Below are 25,379 nucleotides of genomic sequence, written 5' to 3' on the forward strand. Positions count from 1 at the left end.
AAGTGACTATTTGATCGAGTTATTTAATGAAACTTCGAACGTTCGTAAAAGAAATTTAAAAATAAAAATGGATTAGATTGAAGTAATAACAAAAGAGGTTTCTACTCTAAAAGTGAGTTGAAGAAGTTGAATGTCTTTGAAATGATTTACTTTTAATAATCATCATATTCCCGAAAAATTCAGGATATTTCCGGGAGATGTCATACATTATCTATAATGAACCTTAACAGAAACTTTTTATTTGATTTTCAGTGATCCCTTTAATTAATCCTAGTTCACTAATCAAAAATTCATGTGCGTTATCCAACATTTTTTTGTCGCTTGTATTCAGTGCTTTTTCTTTCTTCATACGCATTAAATCACGTACAACTTCAGCACCTTCTTGTATTTCACCCGTTTTTATTTTGTCCGTGTTCACTTTATGCCTTTGTTTCCACGGCAATAATCTATCTGATTCTCCATGCTGGAAAATGTGTATAATGTGTTTTAATGCAAGTATATCAGTAACTGGTCGTATACTCGAACTCAATATTTTTCCCGTAGGAATCATGACTTGCATATTACGGATTGACATTTTTATCACATAATACTGTTGTTTTTTCCCTGAGAATTCTTTTTCTTCTATGGCTTCAATTATACCTGCTCCGTGCATTGGATAAACAATGTTATCGCCAATTTGAAACATATAATCCACCTCCATNCCCTGAGAATTCTTTTTCTTCTATGGCTTCAATTATACCTGCTCCGTGCATTGGATAAACAATGTTATCGCCAATTTGAAACATATAATCCACCTCCATATATGGTAACCTTCTTAACCTTAACATACATTCGATTTTTTATCAAATATTTTATAATATCATAAAATCATTTTTATCGTCAATAACATTTTTAACAAAAATTAAATTAAGTAGAAAACACCCCAAAACAATAGGGAGTGTGTCAGATTTCCCATAAAGGGCATGGGCATTTCCTCGCTTAAATTCTGAAATCTCTACTCATTAACGTAGATCAGCTTTCCCTTGAAAACGACCAAATCGATCCCGTATTTTTTTCAATCTTGTGTGGTATTCCAAAATCTCAATTCTTGCTTTTTCAGCTAAAGGTGCAATTGGTCGTAAGTCTTTTAACCCCCAATAATCAACCACTACATCAAGTACTTGATCAAAATATTGTAGTGGTCCATAATTCGCTTCTTTTGCAATCACAGCCATTCTATTTTCAAAATCAGGCATGACGGCACCTGGCATTTTAAAATTCTTAATCACATTGGCAATATAATAGCAATAATTAGGTTCCAATTCTAAATGTGTTCGAATGACGTCTCGATAAAACGCATATTGAAGAGTTTCCTCTTTTGCAAGACGGCTTAATAATGTAGCAAGATCTCGATCATGCTTACTTGCAATCTTAGCAACATTATTGTAAAATACCACCGTTGCAAGTTCTTGTAGCGTCGTTATACGTCATCGCTTCGATTGGTGTATGAAAATCAGGCTAAAATCCACCCTCAACGACTGACTTTCTTAATTCATGTGATCGTTTAGAGTTCACACTGCGAGTGAGTAGTAAATATATCATAAATTCGAATGTTACTCCTCTTCTGAAGTCTAAGTATGTATAAAATCTGTAATATCAGAAAGAGACCCTTTAAAAGTCTCAGATAGTTAGAGAAAAAAGAGTATAGATATCTACACTCTTTTTTTATTTACATTCCTATATAGAGTATCAAGACAAGTTGTCTTAATGCTCTATATCAAGGGTGTTGCCAAGCCAAACAGACCAAAAACGAGGATTTTGGGAAGAGTTCCCCAGTGGTTGTATATACAGTTTAAAAGTAATTAAAAACAGAAGGATGATTAATAAAGTGGAATTGTTGTAAAAATGGTAGGATATATACTTTGAGGTGTATATTCTATAGAGGGATGATATTGTATGGTTTCATAATAAGGTATAGCGGGATGTTGATAGTATGGCATATGCTGCATTGCATGATATACTGCATGCATTGTTGATTGAGCTCCATGGGTTGTATAGACTGAGCCTATTGCCCTGTTTTTAATACAGTAAGGATTTATCATAATAATTCACCTCAGTTAATAATTAAATAAACATTTATATAATATGTCTAAAAACTAAACCGTGTCACATCAGGATTAAGCAGATTTATAACGATAATGAGATAAACCTATTCATACCAAGCATTATGAATAGGATATACGCTATTAATAATATAGCAAGTTGTTTATTTTAAATACTTTAGAAGCTCTCAAATTGACTTATCAAAATTAAAATATAGGATTTAATTCCAGATTCCCCCCTGAAATCCATAATTGTTTCCGTACCCCTTTTATGCTAAAAAGCCTTCTTTACAAAAGTTACCTTTAGTCTAAGTACATTAACTTAACCAGTGCATAGGATAATTTTATAAAATCGTGAAGGGTTGATAAAAATGTACTATATTCCTTTTATGTATCCATGTCCTTATTATGTTAATGTACCGTATAACTATGGAAGACCGCCTGTCTACTGGACTTTCCCCAATGAGATAGAGTATGCAAACAGATTTGATTCTTTTAGTTTTTCCGACGGTGTTGGAAGTATTTCGTTAACAGATTATGGATCAGAACCATTTGTTGTTAATATAAATGAAGCAACAAAACAAAACAATAAGTATCGTACTGCTTTATGGACAGGTAAACATTTACAAGTTACCTTAATGAGCATCAATATTGGCGAAGATATTGGCTTGGAAATACATCCTAATGTCGATCAATTTTTACGTATTGAACAAGGTCAGGGGATTGTTCAAATGGGCAAGAGTAAAGATAATTTAAACTTTAAAAGAAATGTCTATGATGATTTTGCAATAATGATACCTGCGGGAACATGGCATAATGTAACTAATACAGGTAATATTCCGTTAAAACTTTACTCGATATACGCTCCTCCAAATCATCCATTTGGTACCGTTCATGTTACTAAAGCAGATGCATTGGCTATGGAAGAAAGTTATAGTCATAGCAATAAGAATACAGTTAGTTATTAATCAAGCTTTATTATAAAAAAGAATGCACATTTTAATTTGTGTGCATTCTTTTTTTATTAATCTATACATAAAGACTTTGCAAGAAAATCTAATACAGTTGTGTTCCCAAAAGTAATGATCTTATTTTTTCGAAATTACATCGATATTCAATCTCTACTTCTTCTGACGGTTTCTTATACTTTATAAAAAACCAAAACATGTCACCTACCTCTGCAAGGTTATAGCTGTGTGAAAAAACTTGATTCTTAATATAGAATGTACACGTTTCTTAATAAAGTGATGCTCTTGTGCTACAATGTTATTCAACTATTTGAGTGGCCTTGTTTGGGGTCATAGTAACATATTAAACTTCTAAATTACATCTATACGGTATCAAATCAACATAAGCCAATAACAACTAGTTAATGGCAGGTTAGGCGGCTCTAAAATTACTGCTGTATTATACCCCACAATAAAGCTAGGTGGAATGGTTGCAGAAGCCCACCCTGGAGTGAAAGATTGATTTGCAATTGTATTACCCGAACTAAAAATCGGTGTTTGACCGATAGAACTCGAGTCAATTCCGATAATTCCCTTTCCGGCAGTATTTTGAATACTGTTACCATTAACTTCTATGAATTTAAATATAGTAAAGTCCGCGTTAAACAATAAAACAGGTACATTTCCTTCATTTACTGTTGTATTGTTTAAAAGAAACAAACCAAAATTTGTACCAACAAATTCCTCGATATCTAACAGGTGTCTTAATGTAGCGGGAGATAAGTTGTCTTGTGTATTATTGCTTATTACTAAATTCCCTTGAAGTGTGCCTGAATTAACGGTTATATTGGTTATGATGATAAATCTGCATCTCGTGTTACCTGAGTCAGACACAAAGGTGTTACCGTCAATAATACTTTGCCCTGAAGTAGAGGAAATAATGATATAGAAGTATCCGTTGTTAGGTGAAGCAGCGGGTGCATAGGTAAAATTGCAATTTGTTATTTGGAATTCAGTTGCTTTAATCGCGATACCGAGTTCGCATACTGAAATTTCACAACTATCAACATATATTCCTGTTGCTAACAAATTATTAATTGAAATAACAGACTCTACACTCAAAATAGAAGGGAAATTTTGGATGATTGACATGTCACGAAAAATAACGTTAGATACTGTAACATTAAACATAGAGATTACAGTATTCAAGGTAGTAATGACGGTAGTTGCCCCTATTCCTTGACCCTCAATCGTTATCGATTTATTAACAGTAACAGTGGATGTAATTATAAAAGTCTCAGCGTCAAGTAATAATCTGTCACCATTATTAGCGACAGCTAAAGCTGCATCAATTGTAGTATAAGTCTGGGTTGAACCCACAGGAATTGTGGCACCGGTAGGAGCTGGAATAGCTCTGACCATTGGAGGAACTGGCTGAGAGAGCTTATAATATGTTCTCCCTGTGGATAGGTCAATGTAAATATCTCCTAAATTTCCAATAGCGCATGTTGGATCTCCAACTCCTGTTAAAACCATGGTACCTGTTTCTCCTGTAGGTCCTGTTACTCCTGTAGGTCCTGTTACTCCAGTTGGTCCGGTTTCTCCAGTTGACCCGGTTTCTCCAGTTGGTCCGGTTTCTCCAGTTGGTCCGGTTTCTCCAGTTGGTCCGGTTTCTCCAGTTGGTCCGGTTGGTCCGGTTTCTCCAGTTGGTCCGGTTGGTCCGGTTTCTCCAGTTGGTCCGGTTGGTCCAGTTGGGAAAGTAAAGGAAGGAATGGCTGGAAACGTTGGCCCCACCAAATTAGAATCCAAAGCTCCAACCTGAATCCCTTCCCATTTCCTATGTTCATTTTGATTATCAAACATATTAACACCTCCAAACAGAATATGCTCATTCCTTAGATGCGGAAACCGATTTTACATCTATAGTATTTTATGTGAGGAGATTCGCCAATTTACCTATATTATGAAAAAGCGAAAAATAAAAGGCTCTGTTCGGTCCTGTTGCGAAGCATCTTAAACTAAGTTACAACCTAAAAAACAGACACAAAAAATGAGTGAATATAAAGCAAAATTGTATGGTAAACAAGTTGTTATGTTATCTAAAACATTTGCTTCTAATCAACTATGTACCAATTATGAATACAAAAACAAAGACTTTAAAAATCTAGCAATTCGTGAGAGGTATCACCCTTCTTGTGGCATACATCACGATAACTTAAAGGAAATCAGAAATATTAGCCAACAGCTACTAAAATAATATTTTTTTGAATTGTTTCCCTTTAAATTATCTCATGTCTGATCCCCCTAGATTCTGTTTTTTAGAATGTATCTTCATGTGGCAAACTTTGCAACAAAACCTTTTGTCCACCCTTTATTCTAAAACGTTCTTCAATTGCTATATATTATTTCCCATCCTTTTTAAATTTAACGAGAATTTTAGTGTCTTTAATTTAGCTGGATTAGAACATAGTAATTTAACTACTTTTTTATACAAAATTTTATACTACTACAAAACATCCGTAAGCCTGAAAAACCCCATAATATATAAAAAACTGTATAATACAATAAAAAACAAACCCAATCACAATTATGGTTTATGCTTTTTATTTGCTACCGATAAGTCAGGTTATACTAGCTGGATTTGTATACAATATTCATCATATATTTTATTTGGCAAATGTGGACAAGTGTATTAGCAAAATAACTAGATTTGAATATGAATAATTATAGTAGGGGTACAAACAACGTACAATTATAAAATCCACTCTAAATTGATATAGCATTTTATTACAGCCAAATTGGCTAAATAAAGGCGAACACTTATTGAAACCAAAGTAGTAACAAAAGCGTTTATTTGGGCTACAACCCTTTGCGTAAAAAAATAAAATTTCTAACTAATAATTGTATTAATGTGAATTTGATCGTTGGGACTCCTAGTAAGTTTCGAAATAAAGGAGATGAATTATTTTGAACTCATATTTTCCAAACCCATTTATATTTCCTAAACAGAAGAAAAACTGTCGTAGAATTTTTCCTGCTTTCCCAGTTACTTTCCCACCTATTGTAAGGGATAGATTTCTTTATGTAGCAAATCAAAACAAAAACATGATAGAAATTTATAATATCTCCAATCCTATATTCCCTGTACATGTAGGAGAATTTAATGGAGAAAATTTAAATATTCCTTCCGGATTGGCTACTACAGGTAACATTCTTTATGTAGCAAATGCTGGCGATAATACTATAGAAATTTATAATATTTCTAATCCTATGGATCCTATACGCATAAGAGGGTTTAATGAAGGAAATTTAAATGCTCCTGCTGTATTAGCTATTACAGGTACTACCCTTTATGTAGCAAATGCCTTCGGCAACAATGTAGAAATTTATGATATTTCTAATCCTATAATTCCTGTACATGCAGGGGCATTTGATGGGACAAATTTAAATTTCCCTAATGGATTGGCTGTTTTTACATTATTCAGCTGGTGAGTTCTGGTTTAATCACACAACTCCTCATAACATTGAATTCCGATAATAAGGTGCTATGCTTACTTCACATATATAGGATATTCCCTATATAAACTCATTAAAAAAGCATTTTATTATGTTTAATAATTGTCTTATTAAATTTCATATTCGTGGTCACTGGATATGCGCATCAATTCACCGGAAACAAACATTCCTTGCAAAGTTTACAAAAAACATAAACAGCTTGGTAAAAAAGAACAACTTTTAGGGATTAACTAGTAATGGTTGAAGTTCATGGTACCTTGAAAAGGCGGAGCTGTTTTGAAGACTTCGCCTTTGTTTATTAAGGGGTATGAATGGTCTTAATAACTTTTATCTTACATGAAGCGTGAAAAAAATTAAAAATTCTGCTAATTTAACAACACGTCTCTTAATATGCCTATTATCCTGTTCTCTAGAATGTATTTTCATGCGGCGAACCTTCCTAAAAACCATAAAATTCCAATTGTATATAATATTTAAATTGTATATGCTACTAAAAATAATTAATAAAACGATATCGGTGTAAAGCCCATAGGATATATACTTTGATGTGTATATCCTGCATGAGGATAATGGTGTATAATTTGATGTTGCACAACAGAATATTGATGATCATGTGGCATATGTTGCATCGCATGATGCACAGCATGCATCGTTGCTTGAGCTCCATGCGTTGCACAGACTGAACCTATTACTCTGTTATTATTACAATACATATTTATCATAACATGTCACCTCAGTTAATAACTAAAATAAATCTTTACATAATATGTCTAAAAGTCAAATAAGGTACTTTAAACAAATGCTAAACTTATTTGAGCATTTTTCTCAGAAACAAATAGACATATATTTCGACTCGAGAGTAATTCTTCAGAAAAAATAATTACCTGTTTATCCTTTAGCAAAACCATTTATGAACATAGCCTAAATAAATTATCCTTTATCTTAATTAAATGAAACCACAGTTCCTTTTTTATTTCGTAATTGCTTAAGTTCTAAATCCATATCATTTATTTTTTTTACAAGTTCGGCACGTTCCAAGCCCAATAATTGATTTTTTTCGGCAAGTCGATGGACCTCAGCTTGCAAGTATTCATTATTTACTTTCAAATTATTAAATTCTATTTGATCTATAATGGATTTATCAATAAAGCTTTCAAGTTCTGACATTCGTTCCTGAGTTTTTCTTTCTTTATTTTTTGATAATAAATCTTGCTTTTCAATATCATCAATGCGTTTTTCAATATATAAACGCAATGTATTCGGATTGTTATAAACGGTACTTTTGGAAATGCTTATTGCCTTACATATCCCACGAATATTTAAGTTTATCGACTTAATTTCTTTAAGCGTTTTGTTAATTCGTTCTTCCATTTCGAAGAAATATTGTTCAATCGTGATAAATTGCTCTCGAGTGCTTTCCTTATAAAGACTTAAATCACCTAAATTAAACTGTTTTAAATATTCCTGGGTTGCAACTATAATGTTTTCGCGCTCCATTTTTTCACTTCCTTTTCGATATCATCAATGCTCTCTACAATACTTTCTAATTCAGGATATTTGTCACAAATCCCTCCAGACCTTATTTCATCTTTTAGTAACATTAACTCGGGATTCAATTTTCGTTCAATATACTTTTTGATACCTTTTAATTCTCTTTCAAGTTCATTACGATACTTTTGGTTTTTCTCGTACAATTTTTCATTATATGCAACGATACTCGCTTTTTCTTGGAATCGCTTTAACGAGAATGGTAATTCTTCTAACGAATGAATCTGAACACCAAGATAATAAGCATCATTAATACTTGATATATATTGATTACGTTCACATAATTTATTGAAGGACTTCGCACATATACCTAATTCTGTATCCGCAATCGGGGTGTCAGTTCTTGAAAGTTTAGATACGATTTCTTCTATATCTGTGAAAATATTCAGTTTGTTTTTTTTCAAAAATTTATTTATTTGATTATACACTTCTTGATATTCTTCAGTTCGAAGTTCTTCTACTATATATTTATCAGAGATGTCATTTATATTTGTGTTCAGTGTCAAACCATCCTTTGTGGACCTCTTTTTCAATGTTTCAATCGCATTTATCTCTATTTTTTTCATCTCGTTAAATCTAATATAATGTTGAGTCATTTCTTCAGTTAAATGGTTCATATGTTGACGAATAAAGTCTAGATGATAACCTTTATTGTATAAAATTGTAGCTAATACAACTCGATATTGATGGAAAGTAACATAGTATATATCTTTATCCATTTCATCATCTGGCACAAACTTTAGCGATTTGTAGTTTCTCTTTCGCGTCACAGAGAATTGACTTACATCGTAATCGATAATTTTATCGAGCTGTAATTGATTTTGATGTCGATAAAAAAATTGCACTAGACGCATACGTAATAAAGTTTTTGACACTTCTATACCCTTATCGTTTACAAATAAATATTGTGTTTTCCTTCTTTCTTTGTATATCTCCGTTAGTGTTCTATATGCTAGCAAAGCATTTTCTGTTATAAAACTTCTAGTCCATTTATATTTTTTTCTTTTACTGTTTTGTAAGTCTTAAAGTTAAGATAATAAAAGACTTCATACTCACCTTTAACCCCTATTTCATCTAATCTACCTATTTCTAAAATTCTGAATTCACCGATACGCATTCCAGTGTCGGCTAATAAAACAATCATACACGCAGCTGCACGTTGAGTAATGAGTAAATCTTCATTTCTTAAATCTTGAATAGCAAGAGAAATTATTTTGTTGTGTATATCCAGCGGAACAAATTTATGTTTCCCTTGTTCTCTCTCAATTTTAATTTTCCTACTGTCATGTTTATTAAGATATTTATAACAATCCGAAAAATTAACATCAGGTACTCTAAGTTCTATCTCCAACAAAAACGTCTTAATAGCCTGTTTTTTATCTGCTAAATTCCGTTCAGATGGTGCATTAGCTAAAAATCCTTTAAGAAAAGAAGCATCAATAAGATTAGGATAGTACATATAATGATTAGATAAATGATAAATGAAATCTCTAACATAATAGAATCTTTTCTTTACAGTTGTAAAACGAAGGTTTCTATTAAATAACTCTCTTAAAATCATATATTTAGCATAATTTTTATATGTTGTATCTAATTGGGTAAAATCATAATGATATGCCCAATTCTCATTTGAAAACCTTTTAAATTCATTAAATTCCCATATATCATTTGTAAAATTTATATTAGGAGTTACAGAAAAATCCACAATTTTTTTTAGATTTAAATTGATAAGTTCTGCTCGTACATTTTTATAAGTTGGTAATTCTTCTAAAGATTTAAGCTTTTGCTCCATCTTGTCCACCCCCAATTTTTTCAAGTAGTTTTACATAATAGGCTGTATATAATTTAAGTTGTGCTTCGATCATACCTCGTTCTTGGCTATTTAATGTACTTTCTTTTAGTGTTTTTAGCATTGTTATGTGTTTCTTAAATAATGGTATTCTATTGGCGGTAGTAGCAAAATGAGGACAAATGAGACATTCGTATTGTTCCTCTTCAATTACACAACCTCTTTGATTACATCCACCAAGTCCATCTTCTACTGGATTAAGATCTTCAACATCTTTTTCTTCCAAGATGTTCCCATATACATCAACTGATGAAACCGTAACTCCTGCAAAAATTTCAGCATATGTTTGAACTTCCGTAGCTTTAAGATAATACTTCTTAGCTGTATGAATACTATTTCCAGACATTTGAACGATCACAGAAGTTGGTATTTTATCATTTATACCTTCGGTATATATATTATTTATAAAAGTAGATCGAAGATCATAAGGACGATATTTACCATCAAGCTGTCCTTCCAATTCTTTTTGATTCTTAGAAAAAACATTCCAAAATTGCCAAGTAAAATCTATGATCCTCCCTTTTACTTGGTCATCTTCTTTCACAAATATATATTTTTTAATATCTGTACTAGCTTGACTATATGCATTTTCCGTGAGACTTATGGCCTTTTCAATAAGATTAATTTTTTCAATTGTTAGAGTCAATTTAATCTTTTGATTACCAGTTCCCTTTGAATAGTATTGAATTACACCAGCTTGCTCATATTTCTCTAAAATACAGTCTCTTTCTAAATTAAATATTTCCCCCAAACGAATTTTAGTAGTAGTGGCCAAATTAAAAATTATATAACAAAGTTCCCCCATAATACTCTGTGACCTTTTTTCTTGAAACTTTTTAGAAAATGAATTGATATCATGTTTAGTCATTGGATTTCCACCATCATAATCTTGAGGTTTTTGCTTAAGCATATCGATTAACAAGATCGGAATTTGATATTTATTTTTATAAAATTTCAAAAAGCTCCTACATGCCTTTACATAAGTATTTACTGTATGTGTATTTGTTTCTTTACCACCTATATAGAAACACCATTGTTCCAGCAAATCCGCATTCACATAAACATTCTCATCAACTTTGTTTAATTGTTTATAGCTAGAGATAAAATTCAAAAATTCAATGAGCGTATAAATATTTCTTGCCATCGTTCTGACCGACATACTAGTTTGTTTCCAAGCATAAGCTTTTAAGTCTTCACGAAGAGACTTATCTTTAATTTGTAAAAAATCAATACCGCACGGCCTATTTTTAGAAGTATTTGCATAACCATCAGAAGGTATTAGTTGCCATCTATTTTCAAACGGTACCTCTTCAAAAGGATTATAATGAATTAACTTATATCCTCTTTCATAGTAAACAGAGAAACAATTTTTCCCTAAAACGTGTTCGTTGTATAGCGTTCCCTCGAAAATATTGTGTTGAATATCTTGCTCTTTTATAACCTTGCAAAGGTATATATAAAATCGAACAAGGTATCGAGAAAGTGTATAACTTTGTTCATGAAATAAAAGAGTTAACTCATTAAGCCTTCGATTTTGATAAAATCGATACTGTTTTTTAAAAACTTCGAACGTAAAATCAGCAATAGAATACGGCTCCTTATTCATCGACATTAAACTATAACGAAACAAGTATAAAAAATACCTTAGTAAAAGAGGTTGTTGTTCTTCACTTTGATAAAACCCTATAAGTAAGGATTTTATTTGATTGTTAGAAATATTTAAGTTAAGTATGTTGGCTTTACTACTCTTATTATCTCTCGTTATCATTTGACCTTCCGGAATAAAGTGCAGCTGGTCTAGTGAACTATCCAGAGGAAAGTTAGTGCTAATTCGATCTAAGAAATACTCTTTTTTTCCTAAGGTGGTCCTTCGTTCTTCCTGAATCAGAAATTCTTTATTTTCCTTTAGTTCATTAAAATCTACCGTATTTAAATGTCTATTTTCTATAGTGTAAAGGTATAAATCGGACAACATTATTCTTGCTATCCTCTTGGTTTTATCACTCCAAGTCTTGTATTCTCGAATACACTTCATACTCACACAATATTGTTTCCAAGAAAAATGCTGGATAGTGTAATTTCTCAATATACTGTATAAGAATCTTTCCAAATTGTAACGAATTGAATTACGAACATATAAAGAAAAACATTGATTTAAATAACTATCCTCAAAAAATTTCCAAAACAAAGATTTAAACTCTTCATTTTTTAGATGATTTTCTACATACTGTTTAAATGTCTTACTTAATTTAATTGGGAATTTATCAAATTTCAATGACTTCGTTGCTGTTGTCATAGCCTTAAACCTCTCTTAGTTAGCTTATCTTGCTTACTAGCAAAAACAATTAAGTCATCTTCTGTTGGATTAAAATATGCGCTCACACTGTTAGTATTTGAATGACGCATAACATAAGCTAACTTAATCTCATCAAAGCCTTCATGTAACACCTTAAACATTGCAAAACCATGACGAAAACGATGGTTAAGATTATCAGTTTTCTTTCCTCTATCAATTTGGATCCCAACTTGTTGAAAAATGTTTTTCATAATCCTATTCCAAGCTCCGCCAGCTATTGGTGTGTAATTTTTACTAAGAAAGACGTATGCATTTCTATCAATATCCATTTCACTAACTTTATCGGCTATATTTTTTTCCAAGTAATTTTTATACGCTTTATCACTCAGGGAAAAAGGAGAAGTAGTTTCATCAATATATTCTTGAATTAAATTAAATGTTTTAGATGAAATATTAATAATTTGAAAACCACCACCCTCTGTATTATAAATCTCATTAGTGTAATTATTGCGTGATATAATCTTCAAACAACCTTTTGCGTATTGCCAAGGCTTATCTGTAAAACGATTCCTTAATATTAATCGGCACCTACCTTTTTGTTTTGTTATATAGTCTCCTTGAATGTCCTCTAAAGTTAAACCTAAAACCTCACCAATTCTAAGCCCATATTCATACATTAATTTGACTATAATCTTCTCTCGAAGTGTATATTTATCCTCAATTAAACTCATCAATTCTGAATATTCGGTGTATTTTATATATTTAGGGACTATAGTTGTTTTAACTTCCTTTAAGTTCATTGAATATTTGTGTACTTCTATTGCATTAGCTTTAGAGTTAAAAGCACTACCACTACCTATAATTTTTTTTATCCCACTTTGTTCTTCAAATACGTTGCCTTTTATCCCTAAATAACGAAAAAATTTTCTATAAACTCCTAAATAAGAATTAACGGTATCATTCTTCCGTACAGTCATAAAATCATACGATATGTATTGTCCAATACCTTGACCGCCTTGTAGAAAAGTTACAAATTTTTTCTTGTCATCCACATCTAAATATCTTATTTCTGTATTAAACAGCTCAATGTATGAATAAAGTAACTTTAAAGCGCGAAGTGCTAATTCTCTTTTGCTAAATCCCTCATTTCCTAGTTCTTCATTTAGGTATTTATAAGTATCAAAATAAACTTTTCCATTTGTACCCATAACCATCATGTATAAAAAATCATTATGTCTTTTGGTGATACCAGCTACCATTACTTCATATAATACATTTCCTCTAATTCTCTTATAACTATTTCCCCAATACCCCTTATATTCAGTGATTCTATCCATATTTCTCCTCCTCTCTAAAACTACCCTATAACTTCCAAAAATAACCTTAATTAACATATTACCATACTGGACATTTTTTAAGATAGGTTAATTTTTTGGGGCAAAAAAAATACACATCACTGTGTTTTTTAATTCCTTTTTAACTTAGTGTAGTGGACAATTTAATAAGGTAGGATAACAGCCCCACCAAATCCCCCAGCCAGCAATCGTATCTGTTACGGTATGACCGATAAGTCCGATTAAGAGTCCTGCCACTGGACCAAATAATGCTCCAAAAACAGTTAATATAGCTAATGCTGGTTTAATAAATGTATTCGGTGCAATAGAAAATCCCCAAAGTCCTAATATCCCGTATAAGGCTGCTCCAATCCCGATTGCTACTACTAACTTTGTTGATAATTTATTCATTACAATTCCCCTGTCATATTGGTCAACTTTTATTATTCTATATTTATTTTAATAATGAATTATGCATCGACACTTCCTTTCTATACAACAAAAAAATGACCTCTTACATAAGAGGTCATTTTCTTTCACGTTCAAGAATCCTCTTATCTTTCAAAAAACACATCGTGTCCTCTGCGGAATTAGCACCTTCCTATAAAATTGCATAGGGGTTGCTGAGGTTTCTTAGGGCCGTTCCCTCCACCTCTCTGGATAAGTATTAATTTGTAATTCGTATTATGGCACTAAAAAGCATAAATTTCAATACTTTTCTAACTATTTTTATTTTTCTTTAAATAGTACATTTAAATCATTGTATTCTTATCGGAATTATGAAATAATAAATTCAAAATCGTTTCGGGAGGAATGCATTATGAAAGTTATTGGTTTAATTGGGGGATTAAGTTGGGAATCTACATCATTATACTATAAACATATTAATACACTTACACTCTCTCAATACGATCAAAATGCGAAGCTAGTTTTATATAGTATGGACTTTGGAGAAGTAACTACTTTATTACAAAACCATCAATATGAAGAAGTAAAAAATGAACTAGTCACGGTTGCAAAGAAGGTTGAAAAATCTGGGGCTGACTGTTTATTAATGTGTTCAAATACTGTACATCTATTTGCCGAAGAAGTAGAACAAGCAATCTCTATCCCGCTTCTTCACATTGGCGATGTAAGTGCTAAAGAAATGGTAAAACAAAATATAAAACGTATCGGACTATTAGGAACAAAACAAACGATGGAGCAAGATTTCTATAAATCACGATTAGCGAAATATAACATTGAGACAATTATCCCAAATGAAGAGGAAAGAACAGTTATCCATCATGTCATATTAGATGAATTAAGTAAAGGGATCATTTCAGAAGCATCTAAAGAAAAGCTATTACAAATTACAAAGTCATTAATTCAAAACGGCGCTGAAGGTATACTATTAGGCTGTACTGAAATACCTTTACTCATCTCCCAAAATGATCTTACTGTTCCCGTTTTTGATACTGCTTTTTTACATGCAAATACTGCTGTGCAATTTGCTGGATAAGAATATACAAGCATAAAGGTACGAACCTCTATGCTTGTATATAGTTACGACTATTTCCCCCGCTATTTACGGGCAGTAAAACCCCCAACGATTAAAGTTTCACTTTATTTAAAAGAGATTCAATAACTGCAATTACTTCTTTTGAACCACCACATTCTAAAAAGCTATCATTAAGTTTTCGTATACCATGCTTATACTTTTCGTTTGAAAGAACATCTGTTACAGCCTCTTTTAAAGTGTGCACATTAACATGTTCTTTCAATAGTCTACGCGCTGCTTCCAGTTCAGTTAATCTTTGCGCTATCATAGGCTGATCTTTATCATGCGGTATTATTACAAATGGGACATTATAATGAATGGCATCGTGTACGCTATTCATGCCGCCATGTGTAATAAAAACATCCGCTTCATTTAATATTTCTGATTGAGGTACGTATGGAGCAATTATAAAATTATCTGGTGCTTTCTTAATTTTAGAAATATCATTTCTATCACCAATTGCCATTACAACTATCCCATCAAAATCTGAAAAAGTATCAATACAAGTATTAAAGAATGGTTCGAGTCCTTCAAGCAGTGTTCCCATTGAAATATAAATAACTTTCTTCTCTTTAAGTGATTCCAGTGGAAACTTTATATTTGTTTTACGCTTTGAAATACTCGGTCCAATAAAAATGTTATTTTCTCCGAACGATTCGCTATTAGGTTGGAAATAACGACTTGTGTATACGAGACAAACATCACCCTTATTATTCATAAATTGAAGATTATTCTTTGGTTTTACTCCAAATTCATGTTCCATCTGGTTTAGTAATTTTTCAGAGATCTCCTCTGGTTGGAATGGTATATCTGCATTTGGATGAAAAGGTAATGTCTTCAAAAACTCTGAAGGAATTAAAAATATAGGCGAGGACACTACACCTGGAACTTGTAAATACTCCTTTACTAACTCTCCCGCACCAAATATATCATAAATTACGAAATCAAAATTTATGCTTTCACTTAATTGTTTCGTAATTTCTAATATATATAAAGAAGTTTGAACATGCACATGAAAGAAAGCATTTAACCCAGATGAGGTTTCAGCATCAATAGAAATCTCCTTTAATAGATCCGGATGTGTATGTACAGTAGCTCCTAAATCTTCAATCCTATCTTTAAAGTTTGCAGTTGTAATATAATGTACGTTATCCCCTCGTTCAGTAAAGGCTTTCACTAAATTTAATGTAGGGTTTACATGTCCCTCTGCTGGAAAATTAACTACTAAAATATTTAGCACTTATTCCTCACTCCTTACATTTCACTGTTTTAATTAAAGCATACTGTTATTTGTACATGTAATCGTCCCCTAATAGTCCTAAAATGCTTGCTACATTATGTTGATAAATAATTTTCAGTCATCAACATAAAAAAAGCATCTACCTATGTAGATGCCTAACCGTGATAAGGAGTGTTCTGTGAGGTTAGAACAAGCTTCTCTGCTTGTCCTATGCTATCAATATATGATTTATTTTATAAAACGTGAATAGTTAATAGAATTATTTTATCCATTTTATATGATCAAATGGATAAAATACCATTTCTACTTTACCTATTATATTTGACTCATCAATAAGTCCAAGTGTATTCCTACTATCTTTACTATGATTACGATTATCCCCTAACACAAATAATTTATGCGTAGGAACTTTTATTTCTCTCAAATTTGAAAAACGATTGGATACTTGTGACATATCTAAATGTATATACGATTCATCACGCTTTTTACCGTTAATAAATACCTCATCCTCTTTTAGTTGTATGTTATCCCCCGATAATCCAATAATTCGTTTCACATAGTAAGTAGGCTCGTCTTCTTTTTTTATAATGACAACATCTCCATGATGAAAAGACGATAAACAGACGTTTACCTTATTAACAAGTATATAATCTTTTTCATTCAAAGTAGGTTGCATCGAAATTCCTTCTACCATACAAAATAAAAATGACTTATTAATAAAAATAACCCCTATTATAATTAAGATGTAGCTACATATGTTCCTCCAATATTTTAGAATAAACGGCTTCATATATACCTCATTTCTAATCTATTCCCAGATAAAAACGCCTCTAGTTCACATGAATGCTAGAGACGTTTCGTCCATTTTAATTCTCTTTAGAGGCATCTGTTTTTGGCGCTTCACCAGTTAATCGCTTATTTTTCAAATCAAAATAAGCATCTAAAACTTCTTTTCCAATATCGGAGTTAATGCCCGATTTATCATTTTCAACCCACGGTACTACAACAGAAAATGCTACTTCTGGATCATCATATGGCGCATATCCAGCTAATGTTAAGTTATAACATTCTCTACGATCGCCTTTCGCATTTCGCCCAATTTCATTTTCTCCACCATATACAGTTTGTGCGGTTCCTGTTTTACCAGCTGGTTTATATGGTGCTTTTTGGAACGCTCTTACTCCCGTTCCATCTCCTTCTTGAAATACTTTTCTAAATCCTTCTTTTACTTGATTAATATATTCTTGTTTCATATCGATTCTATTTAAAACAACGGGTTCTATTGATTGTACTACTTTACCAACCTCATCTTTTTGAACGGTTTGTTCTCTAATCTCTTGAACAATTTGTGGTTTCATTCGATACCCTCCATTTGCGATAGTCGAAATATATTGTGCAAGCTGAAGTGGTGTATATGTATCATATTGTCCAATAGAATAATCTAATAAGAAACCAGGCTGATTATCTTTTCTTCCAATTTGTCCTGCAGTTTCATTCGGTAAATCAATACCAGTTTGTACGCCTAGTCCAAATTGCCTGAAATAATATCTCATTTTATCAAAATATTCTTGTTTAATATCTAGTGAACTATTTTTCACATAATCCACACCAGCAATTTTTAATGCTATATTAAACATATAAACGTTTGAAGAAACTTGTAACGCTCTTAGATCGTCTATATCACCAAAATTTTTCCAAGACTTCTTTTCCTTAGTTCCTTTAAACTTCATAGGTGCATCATAAAAATGTGTTCCAGGAGTTATTGCATTTGTTTCAAACCCTGTTAACACTGTCGCACCTTTAACCGTTGATCCAAGCTCATATGAACTTGTCAGCGTGCCTAAAGCATAATCTTCTACTTCCATTTTCCCATCTTTTTCTACAAGCCTTTTCCCAGCCATTGATAATACTTGGCCATTTTTAGGATTCATCATCACTACGAAAGCACGGTCTAACATTGATTCTGATCCTTTATATTGTTTTAATATTTTTTCTATACTCTCCTCTACTTTTTTTTGCAATTCCATATCTATGGTTAAAGTTAAATTTTTACCGCTTTTTCCTTCCGAAACCGTTTCCGTTCTCATTGTATTGCCTTGTTTATCAGCAATGCTTCTTACTTCTTTTTTCGTACCATGAAGTACATCTTCGTATTGCTGTTCGATATAACTTTTGCCGACCCTATCATTTCGGCTATAATCACGCACTAAATAATAATCTAATCTTTCACGTGGCAATCCTTCATCAGCATTTGAAACGTTACCAAGAACGGAACGGAATAGACCATCATTTACATAGATTCTCTCCCAATCAACTGATGCGTCTACCCCTGGAAGTTTCGCTAAATTTTCACTAATCACCGCATATTCCTGTTCACTAACGTCCTTTTTAATAATTTGAGGTGCCATCTGAAAACCTGAGGTCATTTTACTTTTAATAGCTAACACTTCTATATCTTTAGCCGTTAGTTCTTGAAGATTTTTATCTGTAACGCGCTTCCTTTTTAAATCTTCTATTTTTTTGTCTAGCTCTTTTCCGGTAATATCCTTATCTCGGAACTTATCTATTTCTTTTTTTGATACTAAGTCTTGAGTAAGTTCTGGATTTAATTGCATCCAAAAGTCTTTCTTATCAGTCTCAGTTAACTTATCTATATCTTCTTGCGGCATTTCAATAATGTCTGCAAGTTGTCTTGCTGATTTTAATATTTCTTCTTGTTTTACACCTTTCACCTTTGTATATGTAATCGTACGTAAAGATTTATTATCAACTACTGGATTTCCTTCACGATCAAATATTTTCCCACGTGGTACAGAAAGGCCCACGGTTGCATTTTCTCTCTTCTCTACTTCATTTTTATATGTTTCTCCATCAAAGATTTGCACTTTTCCTAACTGAATAATGATGCCAGAAAATAATAAAAAAACACAAAGGAATAAAATATTTAACCGGAGAGGTACTACTCTACCACTCTTCTTCTCTTGTTTTTTCACCTTGTCATAATCTCCTCCTTACAATATTCCAAATAATAATCACTTTTCTATATTAAAAGTAATGTACAATTTTTATACATTGCTTTGTACAAATATTAATATAATGTTTAAAACTTAATAGAAATTAAAACAAATGTAAAGAAAAGATAAAGTTTACTAAATTAAATATAAAAAATACCCAATAACAAAAAGATTAGCTTTCACTAATCGCTTTGTTATTGGGTATTAATTGATTTAAGAATTACTACTAGTGCGTATTGCTATACATTTATCGTCACAATTAGAAAAAGATTGTTTACTTTGTACTTTCGGTAAGTAAATTGTTACTGTTGTCCCGACACCAACCTCGCTCATGATACTAATTGTCCCTTGATGACTTTCAATAATTTTATAACTTAACATTAATCCAATACCAGTCCCTTTTTCTTTCGTACTATAAAAAGGTTCACCTAATCTCTTAATTCTTTCTTCAGGTATTCCTATTCCTTCATCTATTACATGAATGATGACACCATCATCATTTATTTCTTTTATGTGAATTGAAATTTCCCCACCATTTGGCATAGCTTCGATTGAATTTTGCAAAATATTAATAAATACTTGTTTCAATTGATTTTCCGAGCATTCAATAATTATATCTTTGTCATCCGTAAATAGTTCAACTTGAATATTTGTCATAATTGCTTTTGTATTCATTAACGATACGACATTTTTAAAAATTTGATAAATATTTTTCTTTTCTGTATTTATCTCATCTGTTTTAGCAATTGACAAAAATTCTTGCAGGATCGCTTCTATCCTTTCAATTTCAGAAAGCATAAGATCAAAATATCTTTCTTGATCTTCTTTATTAATTTGGAATAACTGTATAAAACCTTTAATTACAGTTAAGGGATTTCTTACTTCATGAGCTACCCCAGCTGCTAATTGACCAATTGCTGCAAGCGTATCTGATTTGTTTAGCAATTCTTCTGTCTTTTTTCGCTCTTTAATGTCACGTACAATAATCATAATTTTATCATGTAATAATGGTAAGCACCTAGCTTCAAAGAAATCAATACTTCCATTAAGTGTGAGTGGATATTCTACAATTACATTCGTTCCTTTTTCCTTCACTTGATTAATGGCTTCCTGAAACTGCTGTGCTACTGAAGATGGTAATACTTCGTAAAACTTTTTTCCCATAAAAGCTTCTGCGGGTACGTAAAACTTTGTAGGAGATCCTGCTTTGTAATCTATAATTGTGCCATCATCTTCTGTTAAGAAACATAAATCTGGTAAAGCTTTAAATATTAATTCCAGTTCAGATGTTTGTTGTTTTAACTGCTCTTCTATCGCTTTTAAATGTGTAATATCTACACCAACAGCCCAATAACTATATCCTGTTACAGGAAACTGTTCTGATATATTAGACCACATTATTGTTTTGATTTCACCATTTTTACATGTTAAGTGCATTTCCCAATCTCTGAAATTTTTTCCACAAGTTAAAAATTTCTTTTGTATTTGCTGGCGATAACTATGATCAGGATATAATAATTGAAGTGCATTTGGATTTCCAATTATTTCTTCAGCGGTATAACCTGTTACAATTTCACATTCTCGGTTCCACAAAACAAAATCTCCATTATAATCAAGCGCATCGACCATAACAGGCATGTTTTGTAAAATCGTATGTAGTTCCTCCTCTTTCTGAGAAAGCAACGTTGTTTTTTTACTTTGAATTACTTTTATTGCGCCATCTAAAATTAAACTTGAGAGCATTTCAAAGTATTTTTGACAACTGAAAATTTCGCTTTTTTTGGACCATACAACAAAAGATCCTAAATGTTGATTGTATAAGAAAATGGGGATTTCAATCTTTGGAAGTTTACTCTTAATTATCTCATTCATTCCGAATGAAAAAATACACTCTTTTTCAGCATCAAGAAGTTGATGTGATATGTTAGTTAATTTATAAAATTGTTCTGCCATGGTTTCTATTGTACTCACATCAATAAGTTCCATTAGCCGCGAATTCATTCCTTTTTCACCTCAATATGTAAAATTAATACAAATCTAAAATTCATACTTCTCCATTATACGAAGAAAGCTAGTGTAGGTATATAGCTGTAGAATAATTATTCGCACAAATTTTATTTTTCAATTAAAATAAGAAAAGAATGTATATACTGAATATACCTTTAATTAGTAGATATTTCGTTCATTCCTCCTTACATTCACTGAATTTTTCCTTGAGGGTCATACGCGTCACTAATAACGGTATAAAAATGCAACAAGTATAAAATTCATAAAATATTCACAAATTTCATGAAAAATATAAACATTTATTCCAATATATTCTATATAATGAAATGTAATAAGGCTTCTATGAATCTCATAGAATACCTTACCCCTAATAAAAAAGAAAAAAGAATCCCTTTGGATTCTTTTTTCTTTTTTAATTACATTACATATTTATATAAAGCATGTGCCACACCATGTTCTTCATTTGATAACGTTTCGTATTTACAGATTGTTTTTATTTCTTCAACTGCATTACCCATCGCAATTGATATGTTCGCTTTTTCCATCATAGAAACGTCGTTTAGCCCATCACCTATCGCTACAGTGTTTTCAACTGGAATATTAAGATATTCTGCTAAAGTATATAATCCATTCCCTTTTTGAGCATCTCTATGATTAATCTCTAAATTGTGCCAATATGAAGATGTAATTGCTAAATCTGTATTATGAATAAATGTTTCTTTTAGTTTTTTTAATTTCTCAATATCATAAGAAAATGGTAATAGTTTATGCACATGTATATCTGTTTCTACAATTGGCTTACAACTTTCCGCACTATGAAACGCTGTATGCTCAAGATATAATGCTGCGATTGTTTTTAACTCTTTCAAGTCGAAATTTTCTTTTGAATTCTTCACATACTCAATTTCATTACGTACACTCTCTACTCCATAATCCGGTACATACACACCTTTATCAGTATAAAGCTGATAATATAAACCATTCTCTTCAAGATATTCCACAATTTCAAGTGCCTGCATATTTTGAATTGGATATCTCTTCATCATTTTCTTATCTTTATATATAATCGCACCATTTTCCGCAATGATTGGACACTCTAAATCAACTTCTAACAATAATCGTTCAATATCAACAATAGAACGTCCAGTACAAATTGCTACAACATGGCCAGCTTCTTGACATGTTCGAATTGCTTCTGCATTTTCTTTACTAATCATTTTATTCCCCGAAAGAAGAGTTCCATCTAAATCAATTGCGATTAATTTCATTATTTCTTCACCACTTTCTATAAATACACGAGTTCTAATTAATTATTAGGTATCGTTTTCATACAATCCTCGTGAGGTACTTCTTATTTATAATTTATGAAAAGCGTTTCAGGTCAAGAAATAATTAAAAATAAAATCCCAAGCTTTTCTTTTTAAAAAGCTTGGGATTTCAAACTATGAATTATAACTAATGTATTTTGTCTCACACATGTACACATTTTTGTCTTCAGTTGGGATATATACTTTAAACTTTTCTAACCGTTTTCCATAGATATGAATTGTGATAACGCTTTCCTTTTTGCTAATTTCAAGAATATGACAATCCGCAGGTGGAATGACTTTATCGGTTTCTCCTTCTCCCAAATAAAGATTTCCTGTATGTGTTAAATACACAAGTGAATTTCCAAGTTGTTTCGTTTGTATAAAGTTCTGCACCATTATCCTTCCTGAAAAGACGCCTTCTACCCCCCATGTGCCGTCATGATCATGTAAAGGTGTAGATTGTCCATCTTTCCATACGAGAGCTAGTACTTCAAAACGTTTGAGCGGATCCTCATACAATAAATGTCGTGCATATTGAGTCGAATTCGCCTTCTGTTTATCTAACGGAAGCCATGTTTTCTTTTCTAAAAGTTCTTCTAGTAACTTTTCAATGCCACACACTATTTCTTCTTCAAATAAACCGTTTTCCATAAGATCTGTAACACCTTTAATAAACTTTTGAAATGATTTACTTCCATTACAAGTCAACATAGGAATCCTCCTCTACGTTTTATACAACTCCATATTAAGGTAATTACCTGAAACTCACAATTGAGAAACAAAAAACAAGATGCAAATGTATGCACCTTGTTGAGATTTTTATTTGGCTTTCAATCGAATAGGTAAGTATTTTAATGTTTGTTCATTTTCCAATATACATTTTTCTAAACAGAAAGATGGAGATAGCTCTATTTTTTCAAAAGCATTTATAAAGGTAGTTAATGCAATCTCAGCTTCTAAACGTGCAAGTGGTGCTCCTAAGCAAAAGTGAGGACCTTTCCCAAAGGTTAAATGCTTTTCATTTCCTATTCGATGTACATTAAATTGAGAGGGGTGTGAAAATTTTTTCTCATCTAAATTCGCTGCACTAACCCACGCAACAATCATCTGATCCTTTTTCATTAAAGGGCCAAATATATTTGTATCCTCTGTAATCCTCCGGGCCAATGTAACAGGAAAGCGATAGCGTAATACTTCCTCAATCGCTTTTGAAATTAAGCTAGGTTTTTTTCTTAAATCTTCATAAATTCCAGGTGAATCTACTAAAAAGCAATAAAAGCTATTAATAATTAAATTTGTAGTGGTTTCATTCCCAGCCGCTAGTAAACCTAATGAAAAGGTTACAATTTCTTCATCGGTTAATCTTTCTCCTTCATATTCAGCTCGAATTAAATCGGAAATGATATCATCAGTTAAATGATATCTCTTTTCCTGAACGATCGGTAGAAGATATGCCTTGAATTCATTTAATGCTATCCCTTTCTCAGCATCCAGATCATTAAACTTTTCTTTACTATACGGCATAAATAAAATATCAGACCATTCTTTAATTTTTTTACGATCTGTTGTTGGGACTCCTAATAAATCAGAAATAACGGTAACAGGTAAAGGGGCAGCAAACTGTTCAACGATATTAACTTCACTATATTTTTCGATATGCTGTACAAGTTCATCTGCGATAGCCTGTATTCGAGGTTTCCACTGTTCTAGACTTCTTGGAGTAAATGCCTTAGAAACAATGGAACGTGCATTGCGATGTTCTGGTGGATCTGTAGAGTTTATATTTATTCTAGTTTCTAATGGAGGGATTGAGAATTGTCTGCGCTCCCTTCTACTTGAAAATAAGCGATAATCTGATAAAACACGATTTACATCATCATATAAAAAAACATTCCATACATCCTGCTCTTCATCATAATGAACTGGGTGATTATCCCTCATCAAACGATACCATTCATATGGATTCCATAATTCTTCTTTTGTTTTCAGCTTTGAAATTTCATGAACTAAAATAACATTTTCAGGTGAAGCCATAGTTCTTTCCTCCCTTTTCTTTTACAATAAAAGTGATAGGTCGGCAGTTCAAAGTTGTATAAACTATCATATGTTATTTTAACATATACTAAAGGAGATTTTTCATTAGAGGACTTGAGAAATATATAAGGGGGATTTTTATGTACGTTGACATTTTACTACTAGCAGAATTAACGACAGGACCAAAACATGGATATGAAATCAAAAAAAATGTTCAAAATCGTTTAGGTGAGAATTTTGAATTAAATCACAACATGCTTTACCCTGCCCTTCGGCGCTTTGAAAATATGGGTGCTATAACGAAAAAAATACATAAACAAGTCGGAAAACCAAACCGAAATATGTACGATATAACAGAAACAGGAGAAGAAATTTTTTCTGAAATGTTACGAGATTTTCCCGAAAAACTTGCGACAAACAATGCAGAATTCCTTGTTCGTATCGCACTATTTGAAAAACTTGACTATGAGGCTAGAAAAGAGATTTTAACTATACGCCAAAACGTACTACATAATCAGCTTACTGCTATTCAGTCTCTAGAGGTTACCTCATCTTTTATTACTGAAGTCATTGAATTTAGTAAATCACGAATTGAACATGAGTTGACTTGGATTACATCACTTATGAAAAAAATATGAAAAAATAACAAGAAAATTTAAAAAC

Annotated in this window: 19 protein-coding genes, 6 pseudogenes and 1 riboswitch; of the genes and pseudogenes, 5 read left to right on the forward strand and 20 right to left on the reverse strand. The window is 31.9% G+C overall.

Going from position 1 to position 25,379, the window contains the following annotated elements; all coding sequences use genetic code 11:
* Positions 1-223: 223 nt before the first annotated feature.
* The 4 genes and pseudogenes from ASE54_RS14725 to ASE54_RS36925 all read right to left on the reverse strand — a co-directional run bounded on the left by ASE54_RS14725 (position 224) and on the right by ASE54_RS36925 (position 2,081).
* Positions 224-685, reverse strand: coding sequence for a CarD family transcriptional regulator (locus tag ASE54_RS14725; RefSeq protein ID WP_000486309.1), 462 nt, complete (start codon positions 683-685; stop codon positions 224-226).
* 16 nt (positions 686-701) lie between these two features.
* A pseudogene (locus ASE54_RS35740) lies at positions 702-785 on the reverse strand (CarD family transcriptional regulator); the annotation flags it as partial.
* Positions 786-1,001: 216 nt separating this feature from the next.
* A pseudogene (locus ASE54_RS14730) lies at positions 1,002-1,667 on the reverse strand (acyl-ACP desaturase); the annotation flags it as partial.
* A gap of 192 nt (positions 1,668-1,859) precedes the next feature.
* Positions 1,860-2,081, reverse strand: coding sequence for a hypothetical protein (locus ASE54_RS36925; protein ID WP_000609747.1), 222 nt, complete (start codon positions 2,079-2,081; stop codon positions 1,860-1,862).
* Positions 2,082-2,452: 371 nt separating this feature from the next.
* Here ASE54_RS36925 and ASE54_RS14740 point away from each other — a divergent pair, with 371 nt between their 5' ends.
* Positions 2,453-3,049, forward strand: coding sequence for a cupin domain-containing protein (locus ASE54_RS14740; protein ID WP_000291468.1), 597 nt, complete (start codon positions 2,453-2,455; stop codon positions 3,047-3,049).
* A gap of 222 nt (positions 3,050-3,271) precedes the next feature.
* On the opposite strand, the pseudogene ASE54_RS36930 reads toward ASE54_RS14740, so the two are convergent.
* Both ASE54_RS36930 and ASE54_RS37560 read right to left on the reverse strand, forming a co-directional pair.
* Positions 3,272-3,376: pseudogene (locus ASE54_RS36930) on the reverse strand (IS6 family transposase); the annotation flags it as partial.
* Between the two features lie 1,191 nt (positions 3,377-4,567).
* A pseudogene (locus ASE54_RS37560) lies at positions 4,568-4,891 on the reverse strand (exosporium leader peptide-containing protein); the annotation flags it as partial.
* A 175-nt stretch (positions 4,892-5,066) separates the two neighbouring features.
* Between ASE54_RS37560 and ASE54_RS34335 the strand changes: the two are divergent.
* Together ASE54_RS34335 and ASE54_RS14750 are read left to right on the forward strand one after the other, a co-directional pair.
* Positions 5,067-5,285: pseudogene (locus ASE54_RS34335) on the forward strand (zinc ribbon domain-containing protein); the annotation flags it as partial.
* A 710-nt stretch (positions 5,286-5,995) separates the two neighbouring features.
* Complete coding sequence (locus ASE54_RS14750) at positions 5,996-6,520, forward strand: hypothetical protein (RefSeq protein WP_003258422.1); 525 nt, start codon at positions 5,996-5,998, stop codon at positions 6,518-6,520.
* A gap of 524 nt (positions 6,521-7,044) precedes the next feature.
* Here the strand turns inward: ASE54_RS14750 and ASE54_RS14755 are convergent.
* The 7 genes and pseudogenes from ASE54_RS14755 to ASE54_RS14780 all read right to left on the reverse strand — a co-directional run.
* Positions 7,045-7,266: a hypothetical protein gene (locus ASE54_RS14755; RefSeq protein WP_000609320.1), complete on the reverse strand. Its 222-nt coding sequence runs from the start codon at positions 7,264-7,266 to the stop codon at positions 7,045-7,047.
* Between the two features lie 220 nt (positions 7,267-7,486).
* Positions 7,487-8,041 carry a hypothetical protein gene (locus tag ASE54_RS14760; RefSeq protein WP_000439123.1) on the reverse strand — a complete coding sequence of 185 codons (555 nt, stop codon included), beginning with the start codon at positions 8,039-8,041 and terminating at the stop codon, positions 7,487-7,489.
* Positions 8,020-8,967, reverse strand: coding sequence for a tyrosine-type recombinase/integrase (locus tag ASE54_RS36940; protein WP_000047693.1), 948 nt, complete (start codon positions 8,965-8,967; stop codon positions 8,020-8,022). Before ASE54_RS36940 ends, ASE54_RS14760 begins: the two co-directional genes overlap by 22 nt.
* 95 nt (positions 8,968-9,062) lie before the next feature.
* A complete protein-coding gene (locus ASE54_RS36945) occupies positions 9,063-9,884 on the reverse strand; it encodes a hypothetical protein (protein ID WP_000435848.1) in 822 nt (273 codons plus the stop codon).
* A complete protein-coding gene (locus ASE54_RS14770; protein ID WP_000205477.1) occupies positions 9,868-12,237 on the reverse strand; it encodes a site-specific integrase in 2,370 nt (789 codons plus the stop codon). The genes ASE54_RS36945 and ASE54_RS14770 overlap by 17 nt, the downstream gene beginning before the upstream one ends.
* Entirely contained in the window at positions 12,234-13,574 is a 1,341-nt protein-coding gene (locus tag ASE54_RS14775) for a site-specific integrase (RefSeq protein WP_000375122.1), read from the reverse strand. Before ASE54_RS14775 ends, ASE54_RS14770 begins: the two co-directional genes overlap by 4 nt.
* A gap of 180 nt (positions 13,575-13,754) precedes the next feature.
* Positions 13,755-13,982, reverse strand: a pseudogene (locus ASE54_RS14780) (ECF-type riboflavin transporter substrate-binding protein); the annotation flags it as partial.
* Between the two features lie 140 nt (positions 13,983-14,122).
* Positions 14,123-14,238, reverse strand: a riboswitch (SAM riboswitch).
* Positions 14,239-14,391: 153 nt separating this feature from the next.
* Between ASE54_RS14780 and ASE54_RS14785 the strand changes: the two are divergent.
* The gene (locus ASE54_RS14785; protein ID WP_000864388.1) at positions 14,392-15,072 is read left to right on the forward strand and encodes an aspartate/glutamate racemase family protein; all 681 of its coding nucleotides are present in this window, start codon (positions 14,392-14,394) and stop codon (positions 15,070-15,072) included.
* A gap of 91 nt (positions 15,073-15,163) precedes the next feature.
* Here ASE54_RS14785 and ASE54_RS14790 read toward each other — a convergent pair whose 3' ends face one another.
* The 7 genes from ASE54_RS14790 to ASE54_RS14820 form a co-directional block, all read right to left on the reverse strand.
* On the reverse strand, positions 15,164-16,351 hold the full coding sequence (locus ASE54_RS14790; RefSeq protein WP_000932151.1) for a macrolide family glycosyltransferase: 1,188 nt from the start codon (positions 16,349-16,351) through the stop codon (positions 15,164-15,166).
* 259 nt (positions 16,352-16,610) lie between these two features.
* A complete protein-coding gene (gene lepB, locus ASE54_RS14795) occupies positions 16,611-17,141 on the reverse strand; it encodes a signal peptidase I (protein ID WP_002162782.1) in 531 nt (176 codons plus the stop codon).
* Between the two features lie 76 nt (positions 17,142-17,217).
* A complete protein-coding gene (locus tag ASE54_RS14800; RefSeq protein ID WP_000743779.1) occupies positions 17,218-19,344 on the reverse strand; it encodes a penicillin-binding protein 2 in 2,127 nt (708 codons plus the stop codon).
* A gap of 234 nt (positions 19,345-19,578) precedes the next feature.
* A complete protein-coding gene (locus tag ASE54_RS14805; protein ID WP_014895255.1) occupies positions 19,579-21,366 on the reverse strand; it encodes a PAS domain-containing sensor histidine kinase in 1,788 nt (595 codons plus the stop codon).
* A 422-nt stretch (positions 21,367-21,788) separates the two neighbouring features.
* Entirely contained in the window at positions 21,789-22,640 is an 852-nt protein-coding gene (locus ASE54_RS14810; protein WP_000766380.1) for a Cof-type HAD-IIB family hydrolase, read from the reverse strand.
* Between the two features lie 174 nt (positions 22,641-22,814).
* Positions 22,815-23,393: a cysteine dioxygenase family protein gene (locus tag ASE54_RS14815; RefSeq protein WP_000954439.1), complete on the reverse strand. Its 579-nt coding sequence runs from the start codon at positions 23,391-23,393 to the stop codon at positions 22,815-22,817.
* A gap of 108 nt (positions 23,394-23,501) precedes the next feature.
* A complete protein-coding gene (locus tag ASE54_RS14820) occupies positions 23,502-24,716 on the reverse strand; it encodes a cytochrome P450 (protein WP_000168007.1) in 1,215 nt (404 codons plus the stop codon).
* 140 nt (positions 24,717-24,856) lie between these two features.
* Between ASE54_RS14820 and ASE54_RS14825 the strand changes: the two genes are divergently transcribed.
* Positions 24,857-25,354 carry a PadR family transcriptional regulator gene (locus ASE54_RS14825; protein WP_000289119.1) on the forward strand — a complete coding sequence of 166 codons (498 nt, stop codon included), beginning with the start codon at positions 24,857-24,859 and terminating at the stop codon, positions 25,352-25,354.
* The last annotated feature ends 25 nt before the right edge of the window (positions 25,355-25,379 follow it).

It is taken from the genome of Bacillus sp. Root131 (assembly GCF_001429475.1).
GTDB classification, from domain to species: Bacteria; Bacillota; Bacilli; order Bacillales; family Bacillaceae_G; genus Bacillus_A; species Bacillus_A thuringiensis_S.

Excerpts from the sequence above, each read along its gene's own strand:
- ASE54_RS14725 (WP_000486309.1), bottom strand. The coding sequence starts at position 685 with ATGTTTCAAATTGGCGATAACATTGTTTATCCAATGCACGGAGCAGGT.
- ASE54_RS36925 (WP_000609747.1), bottom strand. The coding sequence starts at position 2,081 with ATGATAAATCCTTACTGTATTAAAAACAGGGCAATAGGCTCAGTCTAT.
- ASE54_RS14740 (WP_000291468.1), top strand. The coding sequence starts at position 2,453 with ATGTACTATATTCCTTTTATGTATCCATGTCCTTATTATGTTAATGTA.
- ASE54_RS14755 (WP_000609320.1), bottom strand. The coding sequence starts at position 7,266 with ATGATAAATATGTATTGTAATAATAACAGAGTAATAGGTTCAGTCTGT.
- ASE54_RS14760 (WP_000439123.1), bottom strand. The coding sequence starts at position 8,041 with ATGGAGCGCGAAAACATTATAGTTGCAACCCAGGAATATTTAAAACAG.
- ASE54_RS36945 (WP_000435848.1), bottom strand. The coding sequence starts at position 9,884 with ATGGAGCAAAAGCTTAAATCTTTAGAAGAATTACCAACTTATAAAAAT.
- ASE54_RS14770 (WP_000205477.1), bottom strand. The coding sequence starts at position 12,237 with ATGACAACAGCAACGAAGTCATTGAAATTTGATAAATTCCCAATTAAA.
- ASE54_RS14775 (WP_000375122.1), bottom strand. The coding sequence starts at position 13,574 with ATGGATAGAATCACTGAATATAAGGGGTATTGGGGAAATAGTTATAAG.
- ASE54_RS14785 (WP_000864388.1), top strand. The coding sequence starts at position 14,392 with ATGAAAGTTATTGGTTTAATTGGGGGATTAAGTTGGGAATCTACATCA.
- lepB (WP_002162782.1), bottom strand. The coding sequence starts at position 17,141 with ATGAAGCCGTTTATTCTAAAATATTGGAGGAACATATGTAGCTACATC.
- ASE54_RS14805 (WP_014895255.1), bottom strand. The coding sequence starts at position 21,366 with ATGAATTCGCGGCTAATGGAACTTATTGATGTGAGTACAATAGAAACC.
- ASE54_RS14810 (WP_000766380.1), bottom strand. The coding sequence starts at position 22,640 with ATGAAATTAATCGCAATTGATTTAGATGGAACTCTTCTTTCGGGGAAT.
- ASE54_RS14815 (WP_000954439.1), bottom strand. The coding sequence starts at position 23,393 with ATGTTGACTTGTAATGGAAGTAAATCATTTCAAAAGTTTATTAAAGGT.
- ASE54_RS14820 (WP_000168007.1), bottom strand. The coding sequence starts at position 24,716 with ATGGCTTCACCTGAAAATGTTATTTTAGTTCATGAAATTTCAAAGCTG.
- ASE54_RS14825 (WP_000289119.1), top strand. The coding sequence starts at position 24,857 with ATGTACGTTGACATTTTACTACTAGCAGAATTAACGACAGGACCAAAA.